This window comes from Lactobacillus nasalidis (assembly GCF_016587775.1).
In the GTDB taxonomy this organism is placed as follows: Bacteria; Bacillota; Bacilli; order Lactobacillales; family Lactobacillaceae; genus Lactobacillus; species Lactobacillus nasalidis.
In genome coordinates this window covers 1-20275 of the sequence record NZ_BOCG01000280.1, presented here as the reverse complement: position 1 = coordinate 20275, position 20275 = coordinate 1, and the positions used below count along the sequence as shown (strand labels likewise).

Sequence of the window (20275 nt, the reverse complement as noted above, 5' to 3'; positions counted from 1 at the left end):
GCGCTGCTACCTGGCCCTGCTTACTGGTAAGGACGGCAGCCACCTGGTTTTGCAGATCAAGGAAGCCCTGCCGCTCAGATACAACCTGGCGGCTCTGACGGTTGAAGAAAGCCAGGCCAAGGGCGTGGGTGAAGGCAAGCGGATCATCACCGCCCAGCGGGTGCTGCAGACCTACTACGATCCCTTCCTCGGCTCCATGGAAGCCGGCGGGCGGAGCTTTTACGTCCGCCAGTTCCGGGACATGAAGGACTCGATCGATCCGCTCAAGCTGGACCAGGACAGTTTCACCGCTTACTGCCAGATGTGCGCCTTCATTTTGGCCATTGCCCACTACCAAAGCCCGACGGCGCCGATGATTTACGGCTACGTCCACAAGCAAAAGGAACTTGACCAGGCCCTGGGCCAATGGGCCGTCAAGTATGCCGACCAGATGGAAGCTGACTATGCTCGTTTTGCCAGTTATCTGCAAGGCGAGGAAGAAGACGACGAATGATCAATGAAGAGCTGACCGACCTGGAGCGCGTCGAGCTGACCAAATTGTCTTATGAGGCGCTGAATGTGGGCGAAACAGTTGAAGTTGCCGGCAAAAAGATCGGACAACTGACCCGGGACGTTTATGCCAAAGACGGGATGCAGGCTTTTTTGATCGAAAACAAAAATGAAATCACGGTCTTGTTCAAGGGCTCTTATGGCTTTAAAAAGGGCAACGCGACAACTTGGCGCGATGAGTGGCTGAACACCAACTGGCCGATTTTTCTGGCTATGTTGACTGACCACAGGCAGGTGCCCAGTGCTTTGAGTACGGCCAGCCGCTATCTCAACCGCTGGCTGGAGGAATTTCCAGATGGCCATTTCTACATCTACGGGCATTCGCTGGGAGCGATCAATGCTGAGTATGCCTTGGCCAACTGCCGTTTCCCAGACCAGATTGCCGGTGCATATCTTTATGAAGGCACCAATATCTGGCGGCTTTTGACTCATAAAGAGCGGCAGATTGTGGCTCAGCTGCGGGGCAGAATCAACACCTATGTTGACATCTATGACCCGGTGACTTTGGGTTATACGGCCAGCAAGCGGATGGTTGGCAAATTGCACTATGTCGACAGCCTGCCCATGAATCCCATCAAGCAGCACATGTGGGGCGGCTACCGTTTTGACGAACAAGGGAATTTGCTTGAAAAAGAAGTTGACCAGCGCTTTCTGGATTCCAGCAAAATGCAGCAGGCTTTTTTAAGCCGGACCGGGCGGATGGCCAATTACTTGAGGTATCACCGGAATCTGCAGGTGGACTGGGAGAAGCAGTCAGAGCAGCGGACGGAACAGATCAGAGAAGAATTGTTCAACCACAGCTTTTTGCAAGATTTCAATGACCGAGACAAAAATTCAAAAGATGGTAAAGAACAATAAAACAGTTGATCAAAAAGGCGCGTCAGTTGACGCGCTTTTTTGTTAAGAAATTGGAACTATATTTCATTCAGCAGCCCGGGTATAATTTTTCTTAGATGACTGTAAACGCAGTAGAAGCAAAAGAAAAAATTAGAAAGGGAGCATGCAAATGACGATTGAAGAAGTGCTGGCAAAGCAGCTGCTGGCGGAAGATACAAGCATCGAACGCTTTGAGGAAGATTTTTACGGGGACTTTTACGACTATTTTGTCAACTTTCTGAAGTTTAAGTGCCTCAGTCAAGGTAAGGACCTGGCCAGCCTGGCAAAGCAGAAACTGGTCTTGTATCTGGACTTGTTCAATTCCCAGGACTTTCCGGGCCGAAAGGCTTACCGTTACAAGTTAGTCTTTGACAGCAAGCTGAACTTTTTAGCGGCGGAGTCAGACTTCACCCTCAGCGCCCTTTGCCGGGACTTGCGCGGCCGGGTAGACCAGCTGAGCGACTATGAAGCCGTCAGAAGCCAGGCCTTAGCTTCTTTAGCAGAACGTTTTGATTCCAAGAATCCAGACCCAAATACCAGGATCCAGAACTTTAACGAAGTCCTGGCCGACCTTTACGACCGCTATAATCTCAGCCGCTTCAAGACGGCCTACCAGTTGCTTGGCTAAAGCGCTTTTTTAAAAGTGCGGGAATAGTTATAATTGACTTAGGAATTAAAGTTAAGGAGAAAATGCTATGAAAAAAATCGTAGTAATCGGGTCCAGTAACGTGGACACGACCCTGCATGTAGAAAACTTCCCCAAGCCAGGTGAAACCATCAATGCTCAAAAGGTCAGCGAAGCTGGCGGCGGCAAAGGCGCCAACCAGGCTGTCGCGGCCGCTAAGAGCGGGGCGGAAACGGTCTTCATCTCCAGAGTCGGCCAAGACTCATACGGAAGTTGGATGAAGGAGCAATTGGCCGGCTACGGGGTCAAGACTGACTATGTTTTAGCCACGGAAGGCGTTAAGACTGGCCATGCCTACATTACCTTGAACGCTGAAGGGCAAAACGACATCATCATCGACCACGGGGCCAACTACAGCCTGACTGAAGCAGATGTTTTGGCTGCTAAAGACGTTATTGAAGCATCCGACTGCGTCATCGCCCAGCTGGAAACCCCGCTGGCGGCAACTACGGCAGCCTTCAAGCTGGCTAAAGCAGCAGGCAAGGTGACCATCTTGAACCCGGCTCCGGCTATCAAGGACCTGCCGGCTGACCTTCTGGCCGTAACTGACTTGATCACGCCAAACGAAACGGAAAGTGCCTTGCTGACTTCTTTGCCAGTTGCAAAAGAGGCTGACCTGGAAAAGAACGCGGCCAAGCTGCATGAACTGGGCGTCAAGCACGTGATCATCACTTACGGCAGCAAGGGGGCCTACTTGTCTTCACCGGTCTTTACCGGCCTTGTGCCAGCCTTCAAGGTCAAGGCAGTGGATACGACGGCAGCGGGCGACACTTTCTTGGGCTTTTTAGCCGGGGAATTGGCCAGCGACTTCAGCAACCTGCATGAAGCGGCCCGCTTTGCCAACCGGGCCTCATCTCTGGCTGTCCAGAAGATGGGGGCCCAGCCGTCGATTCCTGACCGGGCCAGCGTTGCAGCGGCTTTAGCTGAGTAAAGGACGGGTGAAATAATGATTATCGCACCATCAATTCTCAACGCTGACAACCTGCACCTGGGCCAGCAGATTCAAGAAGCAGCAGACAGCGGGATCGGCCGCTTTCATATTGACGTGATGGACGGGCATTTTGTGCCCAACCTGTCATATGGCCCGCAGCTGGTGAGCGATTTTAAAAAGCAGTTCCCGGACTTGACCGCGGAAGTGCACCTGATGAGCAACAACCTGCCCGACCTTTTGCCGGCTTTTGTCAAAGCGGGCAGCGACTTGATTGAAATCCACTATGAAGCCGACTACCCAGCCCGGATCGACCACTGGCTGGACTACTTAAAGGAGCAGGGCGTCTCCCGCGGCCTGGTGCTGAGCCCTGATACTGACGTCAAGGTCTTGGAGCGCTACAAGGGCAAGGTTGACCAGGTTCTTTTGATGACGGTCTACCCGGGCTTTGGCGGACAGAAGTTCATGGAGGAAGCTCCAGACCGGATCAAGGCTGCCCGGGCAATCCTGGGGGATCTGCCCCTTGAAGTCGACGGCGGGATCAATGCTGAAACGGCCAAGATTGCCAAAGACGCCGGAGCTGATGTCTTTGTCGCAGGCTCTTACATCTTCGGCCGGGAGTCAGTGGCCGGGCAAGTGGCAGAACTTACAGCAGTTTTGGAAAAATAGCGGAGGCAAGAAATGGACCAAGCAAAGCAAGATGAATTGAAGAAAGCAGCTGCCAAGAAAGCAGCTGCCTTGGTGGAAGATGGGATGGTTTTGGGCGTTGGCACCGGGTCAACGGTGAAGTTTTTCATCGATGAACTGGGTAAGAAAAAAGAAGCAGGCTTGACTCTCAAGGCAGTCGTAACCACCTCCAGCCGCAGCCAAAAGCAGCTGGAAGATTACGGCTTTACCGTCAGCCCCCTCAGCGAAGTTGACCAGGTCGACTTGACGGTCGACGGGGCCGACAGAGTGGACGGGCAGTTAAACGGGATCAAGGGGGGCGGGGCCGCCCTGACCTTGGAAAAGAACGTGGCCGTCAACTCCAAGAAGAATGTCTGGATCGTTGACGAAAGCAAAGTCGTTGACCACCTCAGCGGCTTTGCCCTGCCAGTAGAAGTTCTGCCGATTTCCTGCATGCAGGTTAAAAAGCGCCTGGAAGACGAAGGACTGAAGCCGGAATTCCGCTTAGAAGCTGGCGGCCAGCGCCTCAAGACCCACTATGGCAACTATATTCTGGACCTCAAGCTGGACCGGATTCCAGTGCCAAGCGGTCTGGCTGACTACCTGGACCACACGGTCGGGGTGGTCGAGCACGGGCTCTTTCTGGGGATCTGCGACCAGGTCATCATTGCCCGCGACAACGGCGATATTGAAGTCCGCAGCCGCTAAAACATTTTTTGGAAAAGAAGCCGCCCGCTTCTTTTCTTTTTATTTGCCGGGCGAAATGATAGAATAAAGCTATTCTAAAAATTTGGAGCATGATTTAATGAACAAGAAACCATTAATTATTTCAACCGACCCTGGGATCGATGACGCGGTCTGCCTGACGATTGCCCTGTTTGCCAAGGAACTGGACGTCAAGCTGATCGTGCCGACCTGGGGCAACGTTTCTTTGGAAAAGACCCTGAACAACACCCTGCGCCTGCAGGCTTTCCTGGGCACCAAGGTGCCAGTTGTGGCTGGTGCCAAGCTGCCCCTGGTCAAGGAAGCCATTGACGCTTCTGAAGTTCACGGTGCCAGCGGGATGGACGGCTTCGACTTCCCAGAAGCCGACAAGAGCCTGCTGGAAGACGGCCTGGCTGCCACCAGAATTCACGAGCTGGTCAGCCAAAGCCCGGAAAAGGTTACTTTGATGCAAATCGGGCCGGCAACTGACTTTGCCCTTTACTTCCGCCAGTACCCGGAAGACTTGGACAAGATCGACCGCCTGTACATCATGGGCGGGGCCCTGGGCCGGGGCAACTACGGCCCATACGACGAATACAACGTTTCCGGGGACCCGGAAGCAGCCAAGATCGTCTTTGACCTGGGCGCCAAGGGCCTGGACATTTACGTGGCGCCGCTGGAAGTCGGCAACCAGGCTTTCGTTGATGCTGCCAGCCTGGAAGAGATCAAGGCCTTGGGCCGGGTCGGGGAAATGATCTACGGGCTCAACTCCCAATATGAATTAAACGACGCTGCCGCCGACAAGGGCAAGCGGATTTACGACGCCCTGACGGCAGCCATGCTGCTGGCTCCGGACCTGTTTGAAGTCAAGCAAGCCTACGTGGCGGTTGACACCAAGGGCCCTTACACTTATGGCGCGTCAGTCATGGACTTTGACGGCTTCTTCGGCCAGAAGCCAAACGCAAAGATCGCGGTCAAGGTTGACCGCCAGGCTTTCAAGGACTGGTTCTTGCAGGCCATCGCCCAGGCAAAGTAGGTGCCAAATGGCTGATTATGTTTACCGGACGGTCATGCATGACATCAAGCGCCGGATCTTAGCGGGCGAATATGAAGGGATGCGGCTGCCCGACGAGCGCAGCTTGGCCGAAAAGTACCAAGTCAGCCGGTCGTCGATGAAGCGGGCCCTGGAACTCCTTGCCCAGCAAGGGATCGTGTTCAAGAAGCGGGGCAGCGGCACCTTCATCAATCCTTTGTATCTCAAGAACCAGGCCATGTTCCGCTATGAAGGCTCCAATTTGGGGCTGACGGACAGTTTTCTGGTTCCGGGCAAAAAGCAGGGGATTCAGCTGCTTGACTTCAAGGTGGTCAAAGCCAGCCCTGAAACCGCTCAGGATCTTTTCTTGAGCGAAAATGACTTTGTCTACCAGTTCAAGCGCCTGCGCCTGCTGGATGAGCAGCCTTTCTTGATTGAAGAAGGCTTCGTGCCGATCAAGATTCTGCCGGAACTGAAGGCGGACATTCTGCAGGGGTCCTTGTTCAACTACCTTGAAGACGAGCAGAACAAGGCCGTCACCCGGTCCTATTTGACGATCACGGTTTCGCCTTCAAGCCAGGAAGACCAGGAGTGCCTGCAACTGAAGGCAACTGAGCCCGTCGGGGTGATGGACGGGATCTTCTTCTTGGACGACGGTACGCCTTTTGAAGTCTCCAGCATGCGGGTCCACTACAAGTACATGCGGTTCAACAGTTTTGTCAATTTAAATTAGAGTTCATTCGCGGTCAGATGCAGCAGCATCTGACCGCTTTTTTTGACCGCTTTTTTAATAAATGGCAGCAGATTTTAAAGATTTGTAAAATTGGTAGGATCCAATTAATAAATTGATTGACTTATTTGTGGTAAATGGTATGATTAAGGCAAGTAAAAAAGAGAGTTTCCTCAAAGGAGAAAAAAGATGGCAGTAGATTACGACTCAAAAGAATACTTAAAGAGCGTTGACGCTTGGTGGCGGGCAGCCAACTACCTTTCAGTAGGGCAGCTTTTCTTGCTCAAGAATCCCTTGCTCAAGGAAGAACTGACGGCTGATGACGTAAAGATCAAGCCGGTTGGCCACTGGGGCACGATCGCGCCGCAGAACTTCATCTACGCGCACCTCAACCGGGTCATCAAGAAGTATGACCTAAACATGTTCTACATCGAAGGCTCCGGTCACGGCGGCCAAGTCATGGTTTCAAACTCATACCTGGACGGGTCATATACTGAACGCTACCCGGAAATCACCCAAGACGAAGCCGGGATGACCAAACTGTTCAAGCGCTTCAGCTTCCCGGGCGGGGTAGCTTCCCATGCCGCTCCGGAAACCCCAGGCTCAATTCACGAAGGCGGGGAACTTGGCTACTCCTTGTCACACGCAACGGGTGCCATCCTGGACAACCCAGACGTGATTGCCGCTACGGAAATCGGTGACGGTGAAGCTGAAACCGGCCCGCTGGCAGCCGGCTGGTTCTCCAACCGCTTCATCAACCCGGTCAAGGACGGGGCTGTTTTGCCAATCTTGCAGGTCAACGGCTTCAAGATCTCCAACCCGACCATTACGGCGCGGATGAGCGATGAAGAACTGACCAAGTACTTTGAAGGGATGGGCTGGAAGCCTTACTTCGTGTCCACCTTCAAGGGCGGCCGTTTTGACGGGATGAAGGACATTGACCAGATCCACCAGGAAATGGCCAAGACTTTAGACGCTATCATCGAAGACATCAAGGCCATCCAGAAGAACGCCCGGGAAAACGGGGACGAATCCTTTGCTCACTGGCCGCTCTTGATCTTCCAATGCCCGAAGGGCTGGACTGGTCCTAAGGCAGACCTTAACGGCGACCCGATCGAAAACTCCTTCCGGGCTCACCAGATTCCGATTCCGGTTGACCAAAAGCACATGGACCACAAGGAACTTTTGCTTGACTGGATGAAGAGCTACAAGCCGGAAGAACTGTTTGACGAAAACGGCTACCCGACTGAACTCGTTTTGCAAAACGCGGTTCACGGCGACCAGAGAATGGCCATGAACCCAGTTACCAACGGGGGGATCAACCCTAAGCGCCTGAACCTGCCGGACTGGCGTGACTACGCTTTGGAAATCGGCAAGCCAGGTTCAAAGGATGCCCAGGACATGGTGGAATGGGCCAAGTACCTGACCAAGGTGGCTGAACTGAACCCGACGACTTTCCGCGGCTTTGGCCCGGACGAATCCAAGTCCAACCGGCTGTTTGAATTCCTGGACAGCGAAAAGCGGCAATGGGAAAGCGACATTCACGAGCCTAACGACGAAAACCTGGCAGCTCAAGGTCGCTTGATCGACTCACAACTCTCAGAGCACCAGGACGAAGGGATGCTGGAAGGCTATGTCTTGACCGGCCGCCACGGCTTCTTTGCGACTTACGAAGCCTTCGGCAGAGTGGTCGACTCCATGCTGACCCAGCACATGAAGTGGCTGCGGAAGGCCAAGGAACAATACTGGCGCCACGACTACCCGTCATTGAACTTCGTTGCCACTTCAACCGTCTTCCAGCAGGACCACAACGGCTACACTCACCAGGATCCAGGTCTGCTGACGCACTTGTTTGAAAAGAACCGTCCGGACATGATCCACGAATACCTGCCGGCCGACACCAACACTTTGCTGGCGGTTGCCGACAAGGCCTTCCGTGACCGGGAAGTCATCAACCTTTTGGTAACTTCCAAGCAGGAACGTCCGCAATGGTTCACGGCTGAAGAAGCAGCCAAGCTGGTTGACCAGGGCCTGGGCTACATCGACTGGGCTTCAACTGACAAGGGCGCCAAGCCGGATGTCGTTTTCGCTTCAACTGAAACTGAACCAACCATGGAAACTCTGGCTGCGATCGACATCCTGCACCAGAACTTCCCAGACTTGAAGATCCGCTACATCAACGTGGTTGACGTGATGAAGCTGATGGCGCCAAAGGACAACCCGGCAGCTATTTCCCAAGAAGAATTCGACCGCATCTTCCCAACTGATGTGCCGACGATTTTTGCATGGCATGGCTACAAGACCATGATGGAATCCATCTGGTTTGCCCGCAAGCGCTACAACGTGTCAATCCACTGCTACGAAGAAAACGGCGACATCACCACGCCATTTGACATGCGGGTCCTGAACCACCTGGACCGGTTCGACCTGGCCAAGGACGCGGTTGAGCAGATCCCGGCCCTTAAGGACAAGTCAGCTGCCTTCATCGACAAGATGGACAGCCTGCTGGCCAAGCACCACACTTACATCCGTGACCACGGCGAAGATATTCCGGAAGTCACTGGCTGGAAGTGGACTGGCCTTGACAAGTAAAAACTAGTCATAACAAAATAAAACAAGAATATATAAAAGCCTTTCCTCTTTGGAAGGGCTTTTTTCTTTTTGCTAGCGAAAAACGGCAAAAGGTGGTAAAATTCAGGTTGAACAAGTTAGCTATATTTTTATTTTATTTTTCAAATAAAAATAAGTGAATGGATCTGGCATCTAGATGGAAGGATGCAATTAATAAGCGTCATTTGGCGCGGAGAGTATTAAATTGCAACGGGAGAACCTAACATGATGCAGATTATGAAAAAATCCAGAGCTGTTTTGCTGGCTGCAGTGTTGATTCTGCAGCTTGTTCTGCTGCCCCTTGCTGAAGTGAGCCAGGCCGCTGCCAGTGAAATCAGTGACCAGCTTGTTTTCATGAAGGTGCAAACAGAGCTTTCTGGTAAAGACAAAAATGATCCTTTGAGCATCGGCCTGGGAAAGCAGGAAACGATTACGCTCAAACGGACGAAGAATGAGGCCGACCAAGAGGTCAAGGTTACCTTGCCCGACTTGGTCGATCTTGACAGCAGCGCCACGGAAAAGGCCAATGAAGAGTTGAAGGTCACCAACGCCAAAGAGGCCGTGACTGAGAAAGAAGCTTCTGAAGAAGAAGGCCGCCACTTGGTGCTGAATTTTACCAAGGGACAGAGCGAGCTGAACTTTGTTCTGACTGGCCGGGAAACTGGCAGCGGACAGCTGATCGCGAGCTACCAGGAAGATGGCAAGGAATACAGCAGCTACCCGCTGGTCATCAAGGTGGCAAGCAGTGAGGAAACCGCAGCTTCTTCAAGTACTAGCTCACAGACTAGCTCTGCAAGCAGCCCAGAAGAGAAGATTTCTAGCAGTGCAGAAGAGAGTGCTTCTAGTTCTGCAAGCAGCTCAGAAGAGAGTGCTTCAAGCAGTTCAAGTTCTGTTTCTTCAAGCACTAGCTCTTCAAGCAATTCAGAAGAGAAGGCTTCTAGCTCTTCAAGCAATTCAGAACAAAGTGCTTCAAGCAGCTCAAATTCTGCTTCTTCAAGTACCAGTTCACAGACTGACTCTTCAAGCAGCTCAAGTTCTGCTTCTTCAAGTACCAGTTCACAGACTGACTCTTCAAGCAGCTCAAGTTCTGCTTCTTCAAGTACCAGTTCACAGACCAGCTCTTCAAGCAGTTCAAAACAGAGTGTTTCTACCAGCTCAACTGCTTCCAGCAGCCAGGCCAAGGCAAGCCGCAGCGCGATCAACGCCAAGCTGTTTACCAGCAAATTGTTAGCTAGCACGGCTTTGCCGACTACCAAGTCCAATGCGGACTTGTCCGTCGTTTCCGATGACAGTCCGAACATGGTCTGGTCAGGTGACACGGCCCTGTTTACGATCAATTTCAAGGTTTCGGGTTCGCGCTACGACGAAAGCGACCGCTGGCCGGCAACGTTGACTTTTTCTTTGACGGACAATGCCAGCGGCCACCTGTCCCTCAAGACTGACGTTTTGCCGGAAGTTGCCGGGGTCAAGCCAACGGTTGCAGATGGCAAAGTGACCTACACTTTCCAGAAGAGCGACCTGAAGGCTGGGCAGTCCTACAGCTTCAAGCTGGCAGTCAACACTGACAATGGCTATATCAACCACGGGACACCGGTTGAACTGGCTGGTACTTTTACGGACAACACCGGTTACAAGGTCAAGTCCAGCAGCTACACTCAAGTGGCTGCCAGAACCAGCAGCTCGATCAGTACGACTTTTTTAGGTGCCAAGAATAATTCACCGAACACCGCTCCAGGCAAAAACGACGTTTTGGCTTGGCGGATCACTTTCTCGGTTCCAAACATCAGCGGCTTGAACTTCCTGGATCCAAACGAAAAGCTGCAGATCAGCTACAAGCTTTCTGACGGCCAGTATGCTGGCATGGTGGATCCAGACGGCAATCTGACTTTGACAAGCAGCAGCGGCAATCTTATTTCCTGGGAAATGCCCGCGCCGTCTGTGGCTGAGCAGGCAGCCAACCTGGCCAGCGGCCTGCCGCTGGTGCAGAAATCCTTTATCATATATACCAAGCCGAGCTCAAGCTGGCAGGATAACGAAGTCATCACGAACATGGCGACTCTGGTGGTGAAGAACCTGCAGGGCAACAGCATTTCTGTTTCCAGCAGCGCGGCCGGGCAGATCGGCAAGACCATCACCGGGTCGGTAATTATCGATGGCGATATTTTATATCCTAACTTCTACGGCCCAGCGGACGGAGAAGGGAATATGGCCACGAATGCATTGACCACGGTCTATGACACGGCCAGTCTGCTGTATGCAAACCAGTTCTTTACCGGGACTGACGGGGCAACGACTACTGAACAGTACAACAGCAGCGGGCGGCTGGTTAATGGCAATATCAGCTGGACAAATTTCAACGGTCCAATCGTAAACAGCCTCCTCAATACCGGTTTGCAAAAGACGGCTGTTCACTACGATATTGATTCCCACGTCATCATCAAGACGATTGAAATTTCGACGCCATGGCTCCAGCTGTACACCAGTGAAGGGTCCAGCTCTTATCCGGATGGTACGGCTCCGGGGACTTTGGCCACCTTGACGGTCAAGAACACGCAGACCGGGACCACCAGAACTATTAGCAAGTATGTAACCAAAACCGGCCAGCTGCCGCTGTCTTACTTTGGCATCAGTTCTGACGAGCGCTTGGTCAGTGCTGACTTCAGCATTCAGTATGAAGACAGCAGCAAGTTGATCGATACCAGAACTTCCGGCGCCGTCTTCTTGCGCGGCGGTGTGGAGGAAGGCTACGTTGGCCCGGCCACGGTGACTACCAAAATGTACATTGTGACCAAGAATGGAACCAAGTACGTCCACTACTCAACTACCAACCAAAAGACCAGCGACGGTGAATTCAGCCCGATCGGGCCACGGACGATTAACGTGATCCCGAAGGCCAGCAGCATTCCAATTGGCCGGACGGATGTCTCTTTTGTAAACCATGCGCCAGAAGGCGACACGGTGATTCAAAAGAACTCTTCCAACCGGGTGGTGGCAGACTTCTACAATGTTTCTAATTCTCCGGTTGCCATGAAGTCGCCGACCGTCATGTCAGTTCTTTTGCCAAAGGGCGTCACGCTTGATAGCGCAAACGCTCAAGTTAAGATGTACCTGGTCAATGATGCCACTGGCCAAGAGACGCTTTTAGCGCTGCGAACCTCGGCCGGCAACTGGGTTGGCTATGGCAACTATAAGCAGACCTTGAAGAACAAGGACAGTGTCAATACCGGCCAGCAATACGTCAAGTTCGTCATGGGTGAAAACCAGGGGGCTTTGCAGCCAGGCTATCACATTCGCGGCGAATTCAATGTCAATGTGGGTGACGTAACCGGCCCGGTAACCTTGAAGGCTTACGGCGGTTCTTACAGTGGCCAGATGTATGCCCCAACGGGCTACAGCCTGATCACTGACAAGGGCTCATCCAAGGTTGACAACGGCCAGGCCTACCAAGAAGTCACGGACTTGTTTGGCGACGGCAACATCAAGGTGGCTGTTGCCAGCCAGCAGGCCTACAGTCTGTCGAATTACGATGAGTTGAAGCTGCAAAAGGAAGTCAAGGGCGACCTGGACACTGACTACTCAAGCATGGCTCACGCCAGCCTGGGCGGGCAGATCGACTACCGGCTCAACATCAGCAGCACCAACGGCCAGGCAATTACCAAGCTGACTCTCTTGGACCTTCTGCCAGCCGTTGGCGATTTGGGCATCACTGACAATGTCAACAGAGACAGCCAGTTCACGCCGACTTTGACGGGCGAGATTTCTTTGAACAATTCTGCTTTTGAAATCAAGTACTCAACTTCCAGCAACCCAAGCCGGCAACTGCTGAACGATTCAGTAAGCAGCTGGCCATCAGGTGCTCAGAAGCTGCAGGACCCGTCAGGCGCGGAAACGCCGACTTGGCTGAGTGCCAGCGAAGTCACTGACTGGTCAAAGATCCGGTCCTTCGAGATTACTTTGAAGAGCGGGCAGACGCTGAAGGCAGGGCAGACCATCAGCTTGAACTTCAGCATGCAGGCACCGAAGCGGTCAGATCTGACAGAGTCTCAGCTTACGACCCTGCTGGACACCAGCAAGGACGAAAAGACCCGGGCAGCCTGGAACAGCTTCGCGGTAACGACCAACAACTTGATACCGGTAGAACCGGAAAGAGTCGGGGTTGTCCTCCAGGATGCCTCAGCAAGCATCATCAAGAAAGATGCTGTCAGCGGCAAGACTCTGGCAGGCGTTGAATTCAAGCTGGCTGACAGCGAAGCCAACGCCAAGGCAGGCAAGTTCCTGCGTTTGGTTGACGGCAAGGTCGTAACGCCAGATGACAGCAACTACGCTTCTGGTGAGGACTATGTCTTAAAGAGCCAGGACAATGGCCAGCTGCAGTTCAATGGCCTTACGGCCGGCCAAACCTACTACGCCGTGGAAACAGCAGCCTTGGACGGCTACCAGCTGGATTCTACCCCGCACGCGGTCAAGGCCAGCTACCAGGCTAGCGAAACGGCAATAACTGTTTACAACCAGAAGGAACCGATCCTGCCGAAGACCGGTGGTCCGGGGGCAACAATCTTCCTCTTGATTGGTTTCATCTTAAGCCTTGTGGCTTACCTTGGCTTGAAAAAGCGCCGGTATTCATAAACAGCAATAGCAAAAAGATGCAAAAAGCGTTGTGCCTCTAAAGCACGACGCTTTTTCGCGTATTGGCAAATGAACATAATAGTGCAGATTGGCCGATTATTTCGTATTTGACTAGATTTTTTTCTGATTGACTAGCAAAAGAAGCAAAAAAATGGTAGAATAAATCTCGAACAAGATAGCTATATTCTTATTTTGCTTTTTGAATAAGAATGAGTAAATGGATCTGGCATCTCGATGGAAGGATGCAATTAATACGTGCCTATTGGTGCAGAAAATATTAAATTGCAACGGGAGAACCTAATATGATGCAGATTATGAAAAAATCCAGAGCTTTTTTGCTAGCTGCAGTATTGATCCTGCAGCTTATTCTGCTTCCTCTGGCCGAGGCGGGCCAAGCGTCTGCCAGTGAGGTCAGCGACCAGCTTGTATTCATGCAAGGGCAGACGGAGCTTTCTGGTAAAGATAAGAATGATCCTTTGAGCATAAAGCTGAGCGATCAGGAAACCATTACGCTCAAAAGGACAAAGACCGAGGCTGACCAAGAGGTCAAGGTTACCTTGCCTGACTTGGTCGACCTCGACAGCAGCGCCACGGAAAAGGCCAATGAAGAGCTGAAGGTCACCAACGCCAAAGAGGCCGTGACTGAAAAGGAAGCTTCTGAAGATGAAGGCCGCCACCTGGTGCTGAAATTTGCCAAGGGGCAAAGCGAGTTGAAGTTTGTTCTGACTGGCCGGGAAGCGGGCAGTGGACAGCTGGTCGCGAGCTTCCAGGAAGACGGTAAGGATTACACCAGCTACCCGCTGATTATCAAGGTAGCAAGCAGTGATGAAGATTCTGCCGCTTCTTCAAGCAGCACGAGTTCAGCTTCCTCCAGCTCCAGCTCACAGACTAGTTCCTCAAGCAGCTCTTCAAGCACTAGTTCACAGACTAGCTCTTCAAGCAGCTCAAGTTCTGCTTCTTCAAGCAGTTCTTCAAGCGCCAGCTCCTCAAGCAGCACGAGCAGCTCTGACAAGAGTGATTCTACCAGCTCAACTGCTTCCAGCAGCCAGACTACGGCTGCTCGCAGCACGATCAACGCTAAGCTGATGACCAGCAAACTGCTGGCTACTACCACGTCTTTTGACAGTACGACCACGACGAGAGCCAACGGTGACTTGACTGTGGAAGCTGATGAAAGCACCAGCTCAATTGTGGCAGGTGGCACGGCCTTGTTCAAAATCAACTTCAAGGTTTCCGGTTCCCGCTATGACGAGGCTGACCGCTGGCCGGCAACGCTGACTTTCTCTTTGGCGGACAATGATAATGGACATTTAGCCATCGAGACTGACACTTTGCCGACAGTTGCCGGGGTTACGCCAACGGTTTCAGACGGCAAGCTGACTTACACTTTCCAAAAGAGCGACCTAAAGGCCGGTCAGTCCTACAGCTTTAAGCTGGCGGTTAACACCGACAACGGTTATGTCAACAACGGCACGGCGATCAAGCTGAATGGGGAATTCAAGGACAACACTGGCTATGATGTGACTGCCAGCGACAGCTCGAAGGTCACTGCTTCTACAAGCGCCACGATCACCACGACTTTCTTGGGCGAGAAAGGCGGCACACCAAACACGGCGCCTGGTAAGGATGCCGTTCTGGCATGGCGGATCAGCCTGTCAGTGCCAAGTAGTTCCACTGGCTTGAACTTCCTGGATCCGAACCAGAAGCTGAATATCAGTTACCAGCTTTCTGACGGTGAGTACGCCGGTATGGTTGACCCTGACGGCGACTTGACTCTGACCAGCAGCAAGGACAAGCTTCTTACTTGGGAATTGCCGACGCCGTCTCTGGATGAACAAGCAGCCAACTTGGCCAGCGGCATGCCACTGGTGCTGAAGACCTTTGTTGTCTACACCAAGCCAAGTTCCAGCTGGCAAGATAACGAAGTTATTACCAACATTGCGACCGTGGATGGCAAAAACCTGCAAGGCGACACAGTTTCCGCTACTGACACCACAACAGGGGAGATCGGCAAGAGTATTATCGGCAAGTTTGGGGACGGTAGTGGTGCTATTATTCCTACCTGGCGGGGCCCGACAAACGGCGACTACGGCTTTGGTACTTCATCCTTGACGACTGTTTATGACACAGCCAAGCTGTTTTATGCCGACCAGTACTATACTGCTACTGACGGGACAACAACTAATGAAGAGTACGACAGTAACGGTAATTTGGTAAGAGACGATATCACTAGTTCTGAGTTCAACAGTACGATACTTAAGAGTCTCCTCGATGAAGGTCTGCAGAAAACAGTAATTCACTACGATATCGATCCGCATATCATTGTCAATACCGTGCGGTTCGTGGAGCCTTGGATTAAGCTTTACACCAGTGAAGCTGACGCCTATTATCCAAGTGGAACGAGGCCGGGGACTTTGGCGACTATGACCGTCAAGAATATGGACACTGGTGAAACCAGAACCATTACCAAGTATGTGGATAGTAATAATGGCCTTACATACATTCCGTTGACTTATTTTGGCGTCAAATCAAATGAGCGTTTGATTTCGGCGGACTTCAGCATTCAGTATGAAGACAGCAGTCAGCTGATCTCCACCAGAACTACCGGGGCCGTCTTCATGCGCGCCACCGTTGAAAAAGGTTACGTTGGCAAGGCTACAGCTACTACTAAGCACTACATCGTGACCAAGGACGGAACCAAGTACGTTCACTACTCAACCACCAACCAGAAGACCGACTCCGGTGAATTCAGCCCGATCGGGCCACGGACCATCGATGTCATCCAACAGTCTTCCTCCATTCCAATTGGCAAGACTGACGTATCTTTTGCAAAACATGCCCCAGATGGGGACACGGTCATCCAAAAGAACTCTTCCAACCGGGTAGTGGCAGACTTCTACAATCTTTCTAATTCTCCGGTTGCCATGAAGTCACCGACGGTTCTGTCGGTCCTGCTGCCGACAGGAGTTACAGTTGACACGGCCAATACCGATGTCCAAATGTATCTGGTCAACGACTCGACTGGCCAGGAGACGCTTCTTGAGCGGGGGACATCAGCCGGCAACTGGTCGGGGGCCTACACTTACAAGCAGACCTTGAAGAACAAGGACAGTGTCGATACCGGCCAGCAATATGTCAAGTTCGTCATGGGTGAAGGCCAGGGGGCTTTGCAGCCAGGCTATCACATTCGCGCCGAATTCAATGTCAATATTGGTGACGTAACCGGCCCAGTAACCTTGAAGGCTTACGGTGGTTCTTACACTGGAAAGATGAATGCTCCGGCGGACTACACCGTGATCACTGACAAGGGCTCATCCAATGTTGATAATGGCCAGGCCTACCAAGAAGTCACGGACTTGTTTGGTGACGGCAACATCAAGGTGGCTGTTGCCAGCCAGCAAGACTACAGTTTGTCAAAGGCTGACGAATTGAAGCTGCAAAAAGAAGTCAAGGGTGACCTGGATACTGACTACTCAAGCATGGCTCACGCCAGCCTGGGCGGGCAGATCGACTACCGGCTCAACATCAGCAACACCAACGGCCAGGCAATTACCAAGCTGACTCTCTTGGATGTTCTGCCAGCCGTTGGCGACTTGGGCATCACTGACAATGTCAACAGAGACAGCCAGTTCACGCCGACTTTGACGGGCGAGATTTCTTTGAACAATTCTGCTTTTGAAATCAAGTACTCAACTTCCAGCAACCCAAGCCGGCAGCTGCTGAACGATTCAGTAAGCAGCTGGCCATCAAGTGCTCAGAAGCTGCAGGACCCGTCAGGCGCGGAAACGCCGACTTGGCTGAGTGCCAGCGAAGTCACTGACTGGTCAAAGATCCGGTCCTTCGAGATTACTTTGAAGAGCGGGCAAACGCTGAAGGCAGGGCAGACTATCAGCCTGAACTTCAGCATGCAGGCACCAAAGCGGTCAGATCTGACTGAATCCCAGCTTACGACCCTGCTGGACACCAGCAAGGACGAAGATACCCGGGCAGCCTGGAACAGCTTCGCGGTAACGACCAACAACTTGATTCCGGTAGAACCGGAAAGAGTTGGGGTTGTTCTTAAGGATGCCTCAGCAGGCATCATCAAGAAGGATGCCGTCACTGGCAATGCCTTGTCAGGCGTTGAATTCAAGCTGGCTGACAGCGAAGCCAACGCCAAGGCAGGCAAGTTCCTGCGTTTGGTTGACGGCAAGGTTGTAACGCCAGATGACAGCAACTATGACTCTGGCGAGGATTATGTCCTGAAGACCCAGGATAACGGTAAACTGTTCTTTACTGGCTTAAAGGATGGCCAGACTTACTACGCCGTGGAAACGGCGGCCTTGGACGGCTACCAGCTGGATTCTACCCCGCAAGCGGTCAAGGCCAGCTACCAGTCCAGTGAAACGGCAATTACCGTTTACAACCATAAGGAACCGATTCTGCCGAAGACCGGTGGTCCAGGGGCAGCAATCTTCCTCTTGATTGGTTTCATCTTAAGCGTTTTGGCTTACTTAGGCTTGAAAAAGCGCCGGTATTCCTAAACAACAATAGTAAAATAGTAGCAAAAGCGTTGCGCCTCTAAGGCGCAGCGCTTTTTTGCATATTGCTAAAGAAGTATAGAAATAACAATAATATCATATTGACGCTTCAATACCTCGATGATAAAATAAAGATAGATTTAAGCCCATAAAGAAATTACAAAATAATAATTAAGAAGCGCTTTAGCTGACCACAACCGCCCTGCAAATGCAGGTAAGCAGAATTGCTAATCCAACTTGTTCAATAAATAAGGTTGCTGGTTTCGACAGGTATTTTCCATCACGCGCCTGCGGCATGAAACGATTCTTAAAATTTTAGGGGGGTGACTAAAAAAAGGGGATACCTAGATGAACGATTATCAGACTACTGCGTAAATTTAAGAAGGATGGAGAAAAGATCATGAAAAGAGGAAAATTAGCAACTTTGCTGGCTGCCTTAACTTTGGCAGTCGCACCTATTCTTTCTGGCGGCGGCTTTGTACATGCCGCTGACGACAGCAACTATTCGACGACCAAGCCAAATGAAGTGACTGTGGCCATTCACAAGTACAAGACCACTACCGACTTGACTGGCAAGACTACTCAAAACTCTGACTTCTCTGCGAAGTCAGCTAGCGACCTTAAGAGTGCTCTTGGTCTTTCAGACAGTGACCAATTGGAACCAATGGCCAACGTCAAGTTTGCATAGTTCAAGGTCAAGGACAGCGACACGGTAGATTCCCTGTCTGGCAAGACTTTGAGTGAACTGAAATCAACTTACACGACTAATGGTGAAGTTACTACTGACTCAACTGGTGTGGCAAACGCGAAGATTGAAGAAGCTGACTACGGCAAGTACTACTTCGTCGAAGAAACTAAGACCGAATCAAGCTTTGCAACCGCACCATTCATGCTGGAAGTTCCGTCATACATCTCCGGCAAGGGTTACGCCACGACTATGAACGTTTACCCGAAGAACAAGGTTACCACGCCAACTCCGGGCAAGGACGTCAGCGTACTGGGCAACAATGACAGCTCTGCTAATATCGGCGACCAAGTTAAGTGGTACTTGAAGGGTACTATCCCTGCCGACATCGACACTTACAAGACTTACGAATTTTCAGATACTTTGGACAAGGCTCTGACTTACGATAAGAGCTTCACTCCAGTAGTTAAAGTAGGTAAGAGTACGACTTTGGTAGCAGGTACTGACTACACGGTTACTGAACCAACTTCCGACAGCAACGTCTTCAAGGTTGCTTTGACCAGTTCAGGTATGAAGAAGGCCTACGAGGTTTACCAAACTGCCGGCAAGAGTGCAAGTGCTAGTGAAATCGCAGACATTTCAGAGAACACTGACAGTAACCCATTCATCGAAGTAGAATTCGCTACTACTATCAACGAAAACGCCGTTATGGGCAAGCAAATTGACAACAAGGTTACTTTGAACTTCCACAACGACGGCAATGTATCCGGCAATCCGGAATCTGACACTACTGAAGTTCACACCGGTGGTATCCGCTTCATTAAGAAGGACGCCGTAAACGGCAACGTTCTGTCAGGCGCCGTATTCGAACTGTACGAAGCTGACGGTACTACTCCAGTTAAGTGGACTCAAGCAATGATCGACGCCAACGGCTCAACTGGCTTCCAAGACCAAGCAGTTGGCAACGCCGTTAAGCTGGTTTCCAAGGAAGACGGTACTTTTGAAATCAAGGGCCTGAAGTACGGCTCAGATGGCGAAAAGAACGCTAGTGCAAAGACTAAATACGTTCTTAAGGAAACTAAGGCTCCAGAAGGCTACAACCTTCCAGACAAGGCTACTACTGACGTAACTGTTAGCGCAACTTCTTACTACACTGACCCAACTGCTACTTCACTGACAGCAGCCAGCCCTGTAGAAATCTTGAACAACAAGACTCCTAACCTGCCATTGACTGGTGGCATCGGTGCAATGATCTTTGCCCTGGCTGGTTTGGCAGTTGCAGGCTTCGCCTTCTACGAAATCAAGAAGCGTCGTCAAGCCTAATGACTGATTAGACTACAATTGTTTTAACTTTTTAAAGCGGGAAAGTCGGTTGACTTTCCGCTTTTCTAAAGCAGGGAAGCTTGCCCTGAACTTTCCTGCTTTAGAAAGGCTGCTGCTGGAAAGTAAAGCAGCGTTGAAAAGAAAAAGAAAAGCATCGTTGTAAAGAAACGATGCAAGGTTTAAAGTATTAAATGAGATTAGGAAGTGTCGGCAAGCATGACAGCCGACGGGAGAAGGGAGATTCAACTATGGCGACTCTTTTGCGGCGTGGCCGCTTCAGCCTCGGCTGGCTGTTAGTCTTGTTCGGGCTGTTTTTTACGGCCGGACGGGCGCAGGCGG

Annotated in this window: 13 protein-coding genes; all 13 read left to right on the top strand. The window is 51.6% G+C overall.

Annotated features, from left to right (window positions below):
• A partial coding sequence (locus tag lacNas_RS04990) for a DUF2252 family protein (protein ID WP_201346654.1) occupies nucleotides 1–493 on the top strand: 493 nt, incomplete at its 5' end.
• Complete coding sequence (locus lacNas_RS04985) at nucleotides 490–1407, top strand: alpha/beta hydrolase family protein (protein WP_201331586.1); 918 nt, start codon at nucleotides 490–492, stop codon at nucleotides 1405–1407. The genes lacNas_RS04990 and lacNas_RS04985, both read left to right, overlap by 4 nt.
• A gap of 148 nt (nucleotides 1408–1555) precedes the next feature.
• Complete coding sequence (locus lacNas_RS04980) at nucleotides 1556–2053, top strand: hypothetical protein (protein WP_201331587.1); 498 nt, start codon at nucleotides 1556–1558, stop codon at nucleotides 2051–2053.
• Between the two features lie 67 nt (nucleotides 2054–2120).
• The gene (rbsK, locus tag lacNas_RS04975; protein WP_201331588.1) at nucleotides 2121–3041 is read left to right on the top strand and encodes a ribokinase; all 921 of its coding nucleotides are present in this window, start codon (nucleotides 2121–2123) and stop codon (nucleotides 3039–3041) included.
• Between the two features lie 15 nt (nucleotides 3042–3056).
• A complete protein-coding gene (rpe, locus tag lacNas_RS04970; RefSeq protein WP_201331589.1) occupies nucleotides 3057–3707 on the top strand; it encodes a ribulose-phosphate 3-epimerase in 651 nt (216 codons plus the stop codon).
• A 12-nt stretch (nucleotides 3708–3719) separates the two neighbouring features.
• Nucleotides 3720–4412, top strand: coding sequence for a ribose-5-phosphate isomerase RpiA (gene rpiA, locus lacNas_RS04965; protein WP_201335865.1), 693 nt, complete (start codon nucleotides 3720–3722; stop codon nucleotides 4410–4412).
• 97 nt (nucleotides 4413–4509) lie between these two features.
• Complete coding sequence (locus lacNas_RS04960; protein WP_201331501.1) at nucleotides 4510–5445, top strand: nucleoside hydrolase; 936 nt, start codon at nucleotides 4510–4512, stop codon at nucleotides 5443–5445.
• 7 nt (nucleotides 5446–5452) lie between these two features.
• Complete coding sequence (locus lacNas_RS04955; protein WP_201331500.1) at nucleotides 5453–6175, top strand: GntR family transcriptional regulator; 723 nt, start codon at nucleotides 5453–5455, stop codon at nucleotides 6173–6175.
• A gap of 186 nt (nucleotides 6176–6361) precedes the next feature.
• Complete coding sequence (locus tag lacNas_RS04950) at nucleotides 6362–8764, top strand: phosphoketolase family protein (protein WP_201335866.1); 2403 nt, start codon at nucleotides 6362–6364, stop codon at nucleotides 8762–8764.
• Between the two features lie 243 nt (nucleotides 8765–9007).
• The gene (locus tag lacNas_RS04945; RefSeq protein WP_201331442.1) at nucleotides 9008–13408 is read left to right on the top strand and encodes a SpaA isopeptide-forming pilin-related protein; all 4401 of its coding nucleotides are present in this window, start codon (nucleotides 9008–9010) and stop codon (nucleotides 13406–13408) included.
• Between the two features lie 314 nt (nucleotides 13409–13722).
• Complete coding sequence (locus tag lacNas_RS04940) at nucleotides 13723–17931, top strand: SpaA isopeptide-forming pilin-related protein (RefSeq protein ID WP_244660717.1); 4209 nt, start codon at nucleotides 13723–13725, stop codon at nucleotides 17929–17931.
• Between the two features lie 397 nt (nucleotides 17932–18328).
• Entirely contained in the window at nucleotides 18329–18616 is a 288-nt protein-coding gene (locus lacNas_RS04935; RefSeq protein ID WP_201331444.1) for a hypothetical protein, read from the top strand.
• Between the two features lie 48 nt (nucleotides 18617–18664).
• Nucleotides 18665–19936 (top strand): SpaH/EbpB family LPXTG-anchored major pilin, encoded by a 1272-nt coding sequence (locus lacNas_RS04930; RefSeq protein WP_201331445.1) that lies wholly within the window; start codon nucleotides 18665–18667, stop codon nucleotides 19934–19936.
• The last annotated feature ends 339 nt before the right edge of the window (nucleotides 19937–20275 follow it).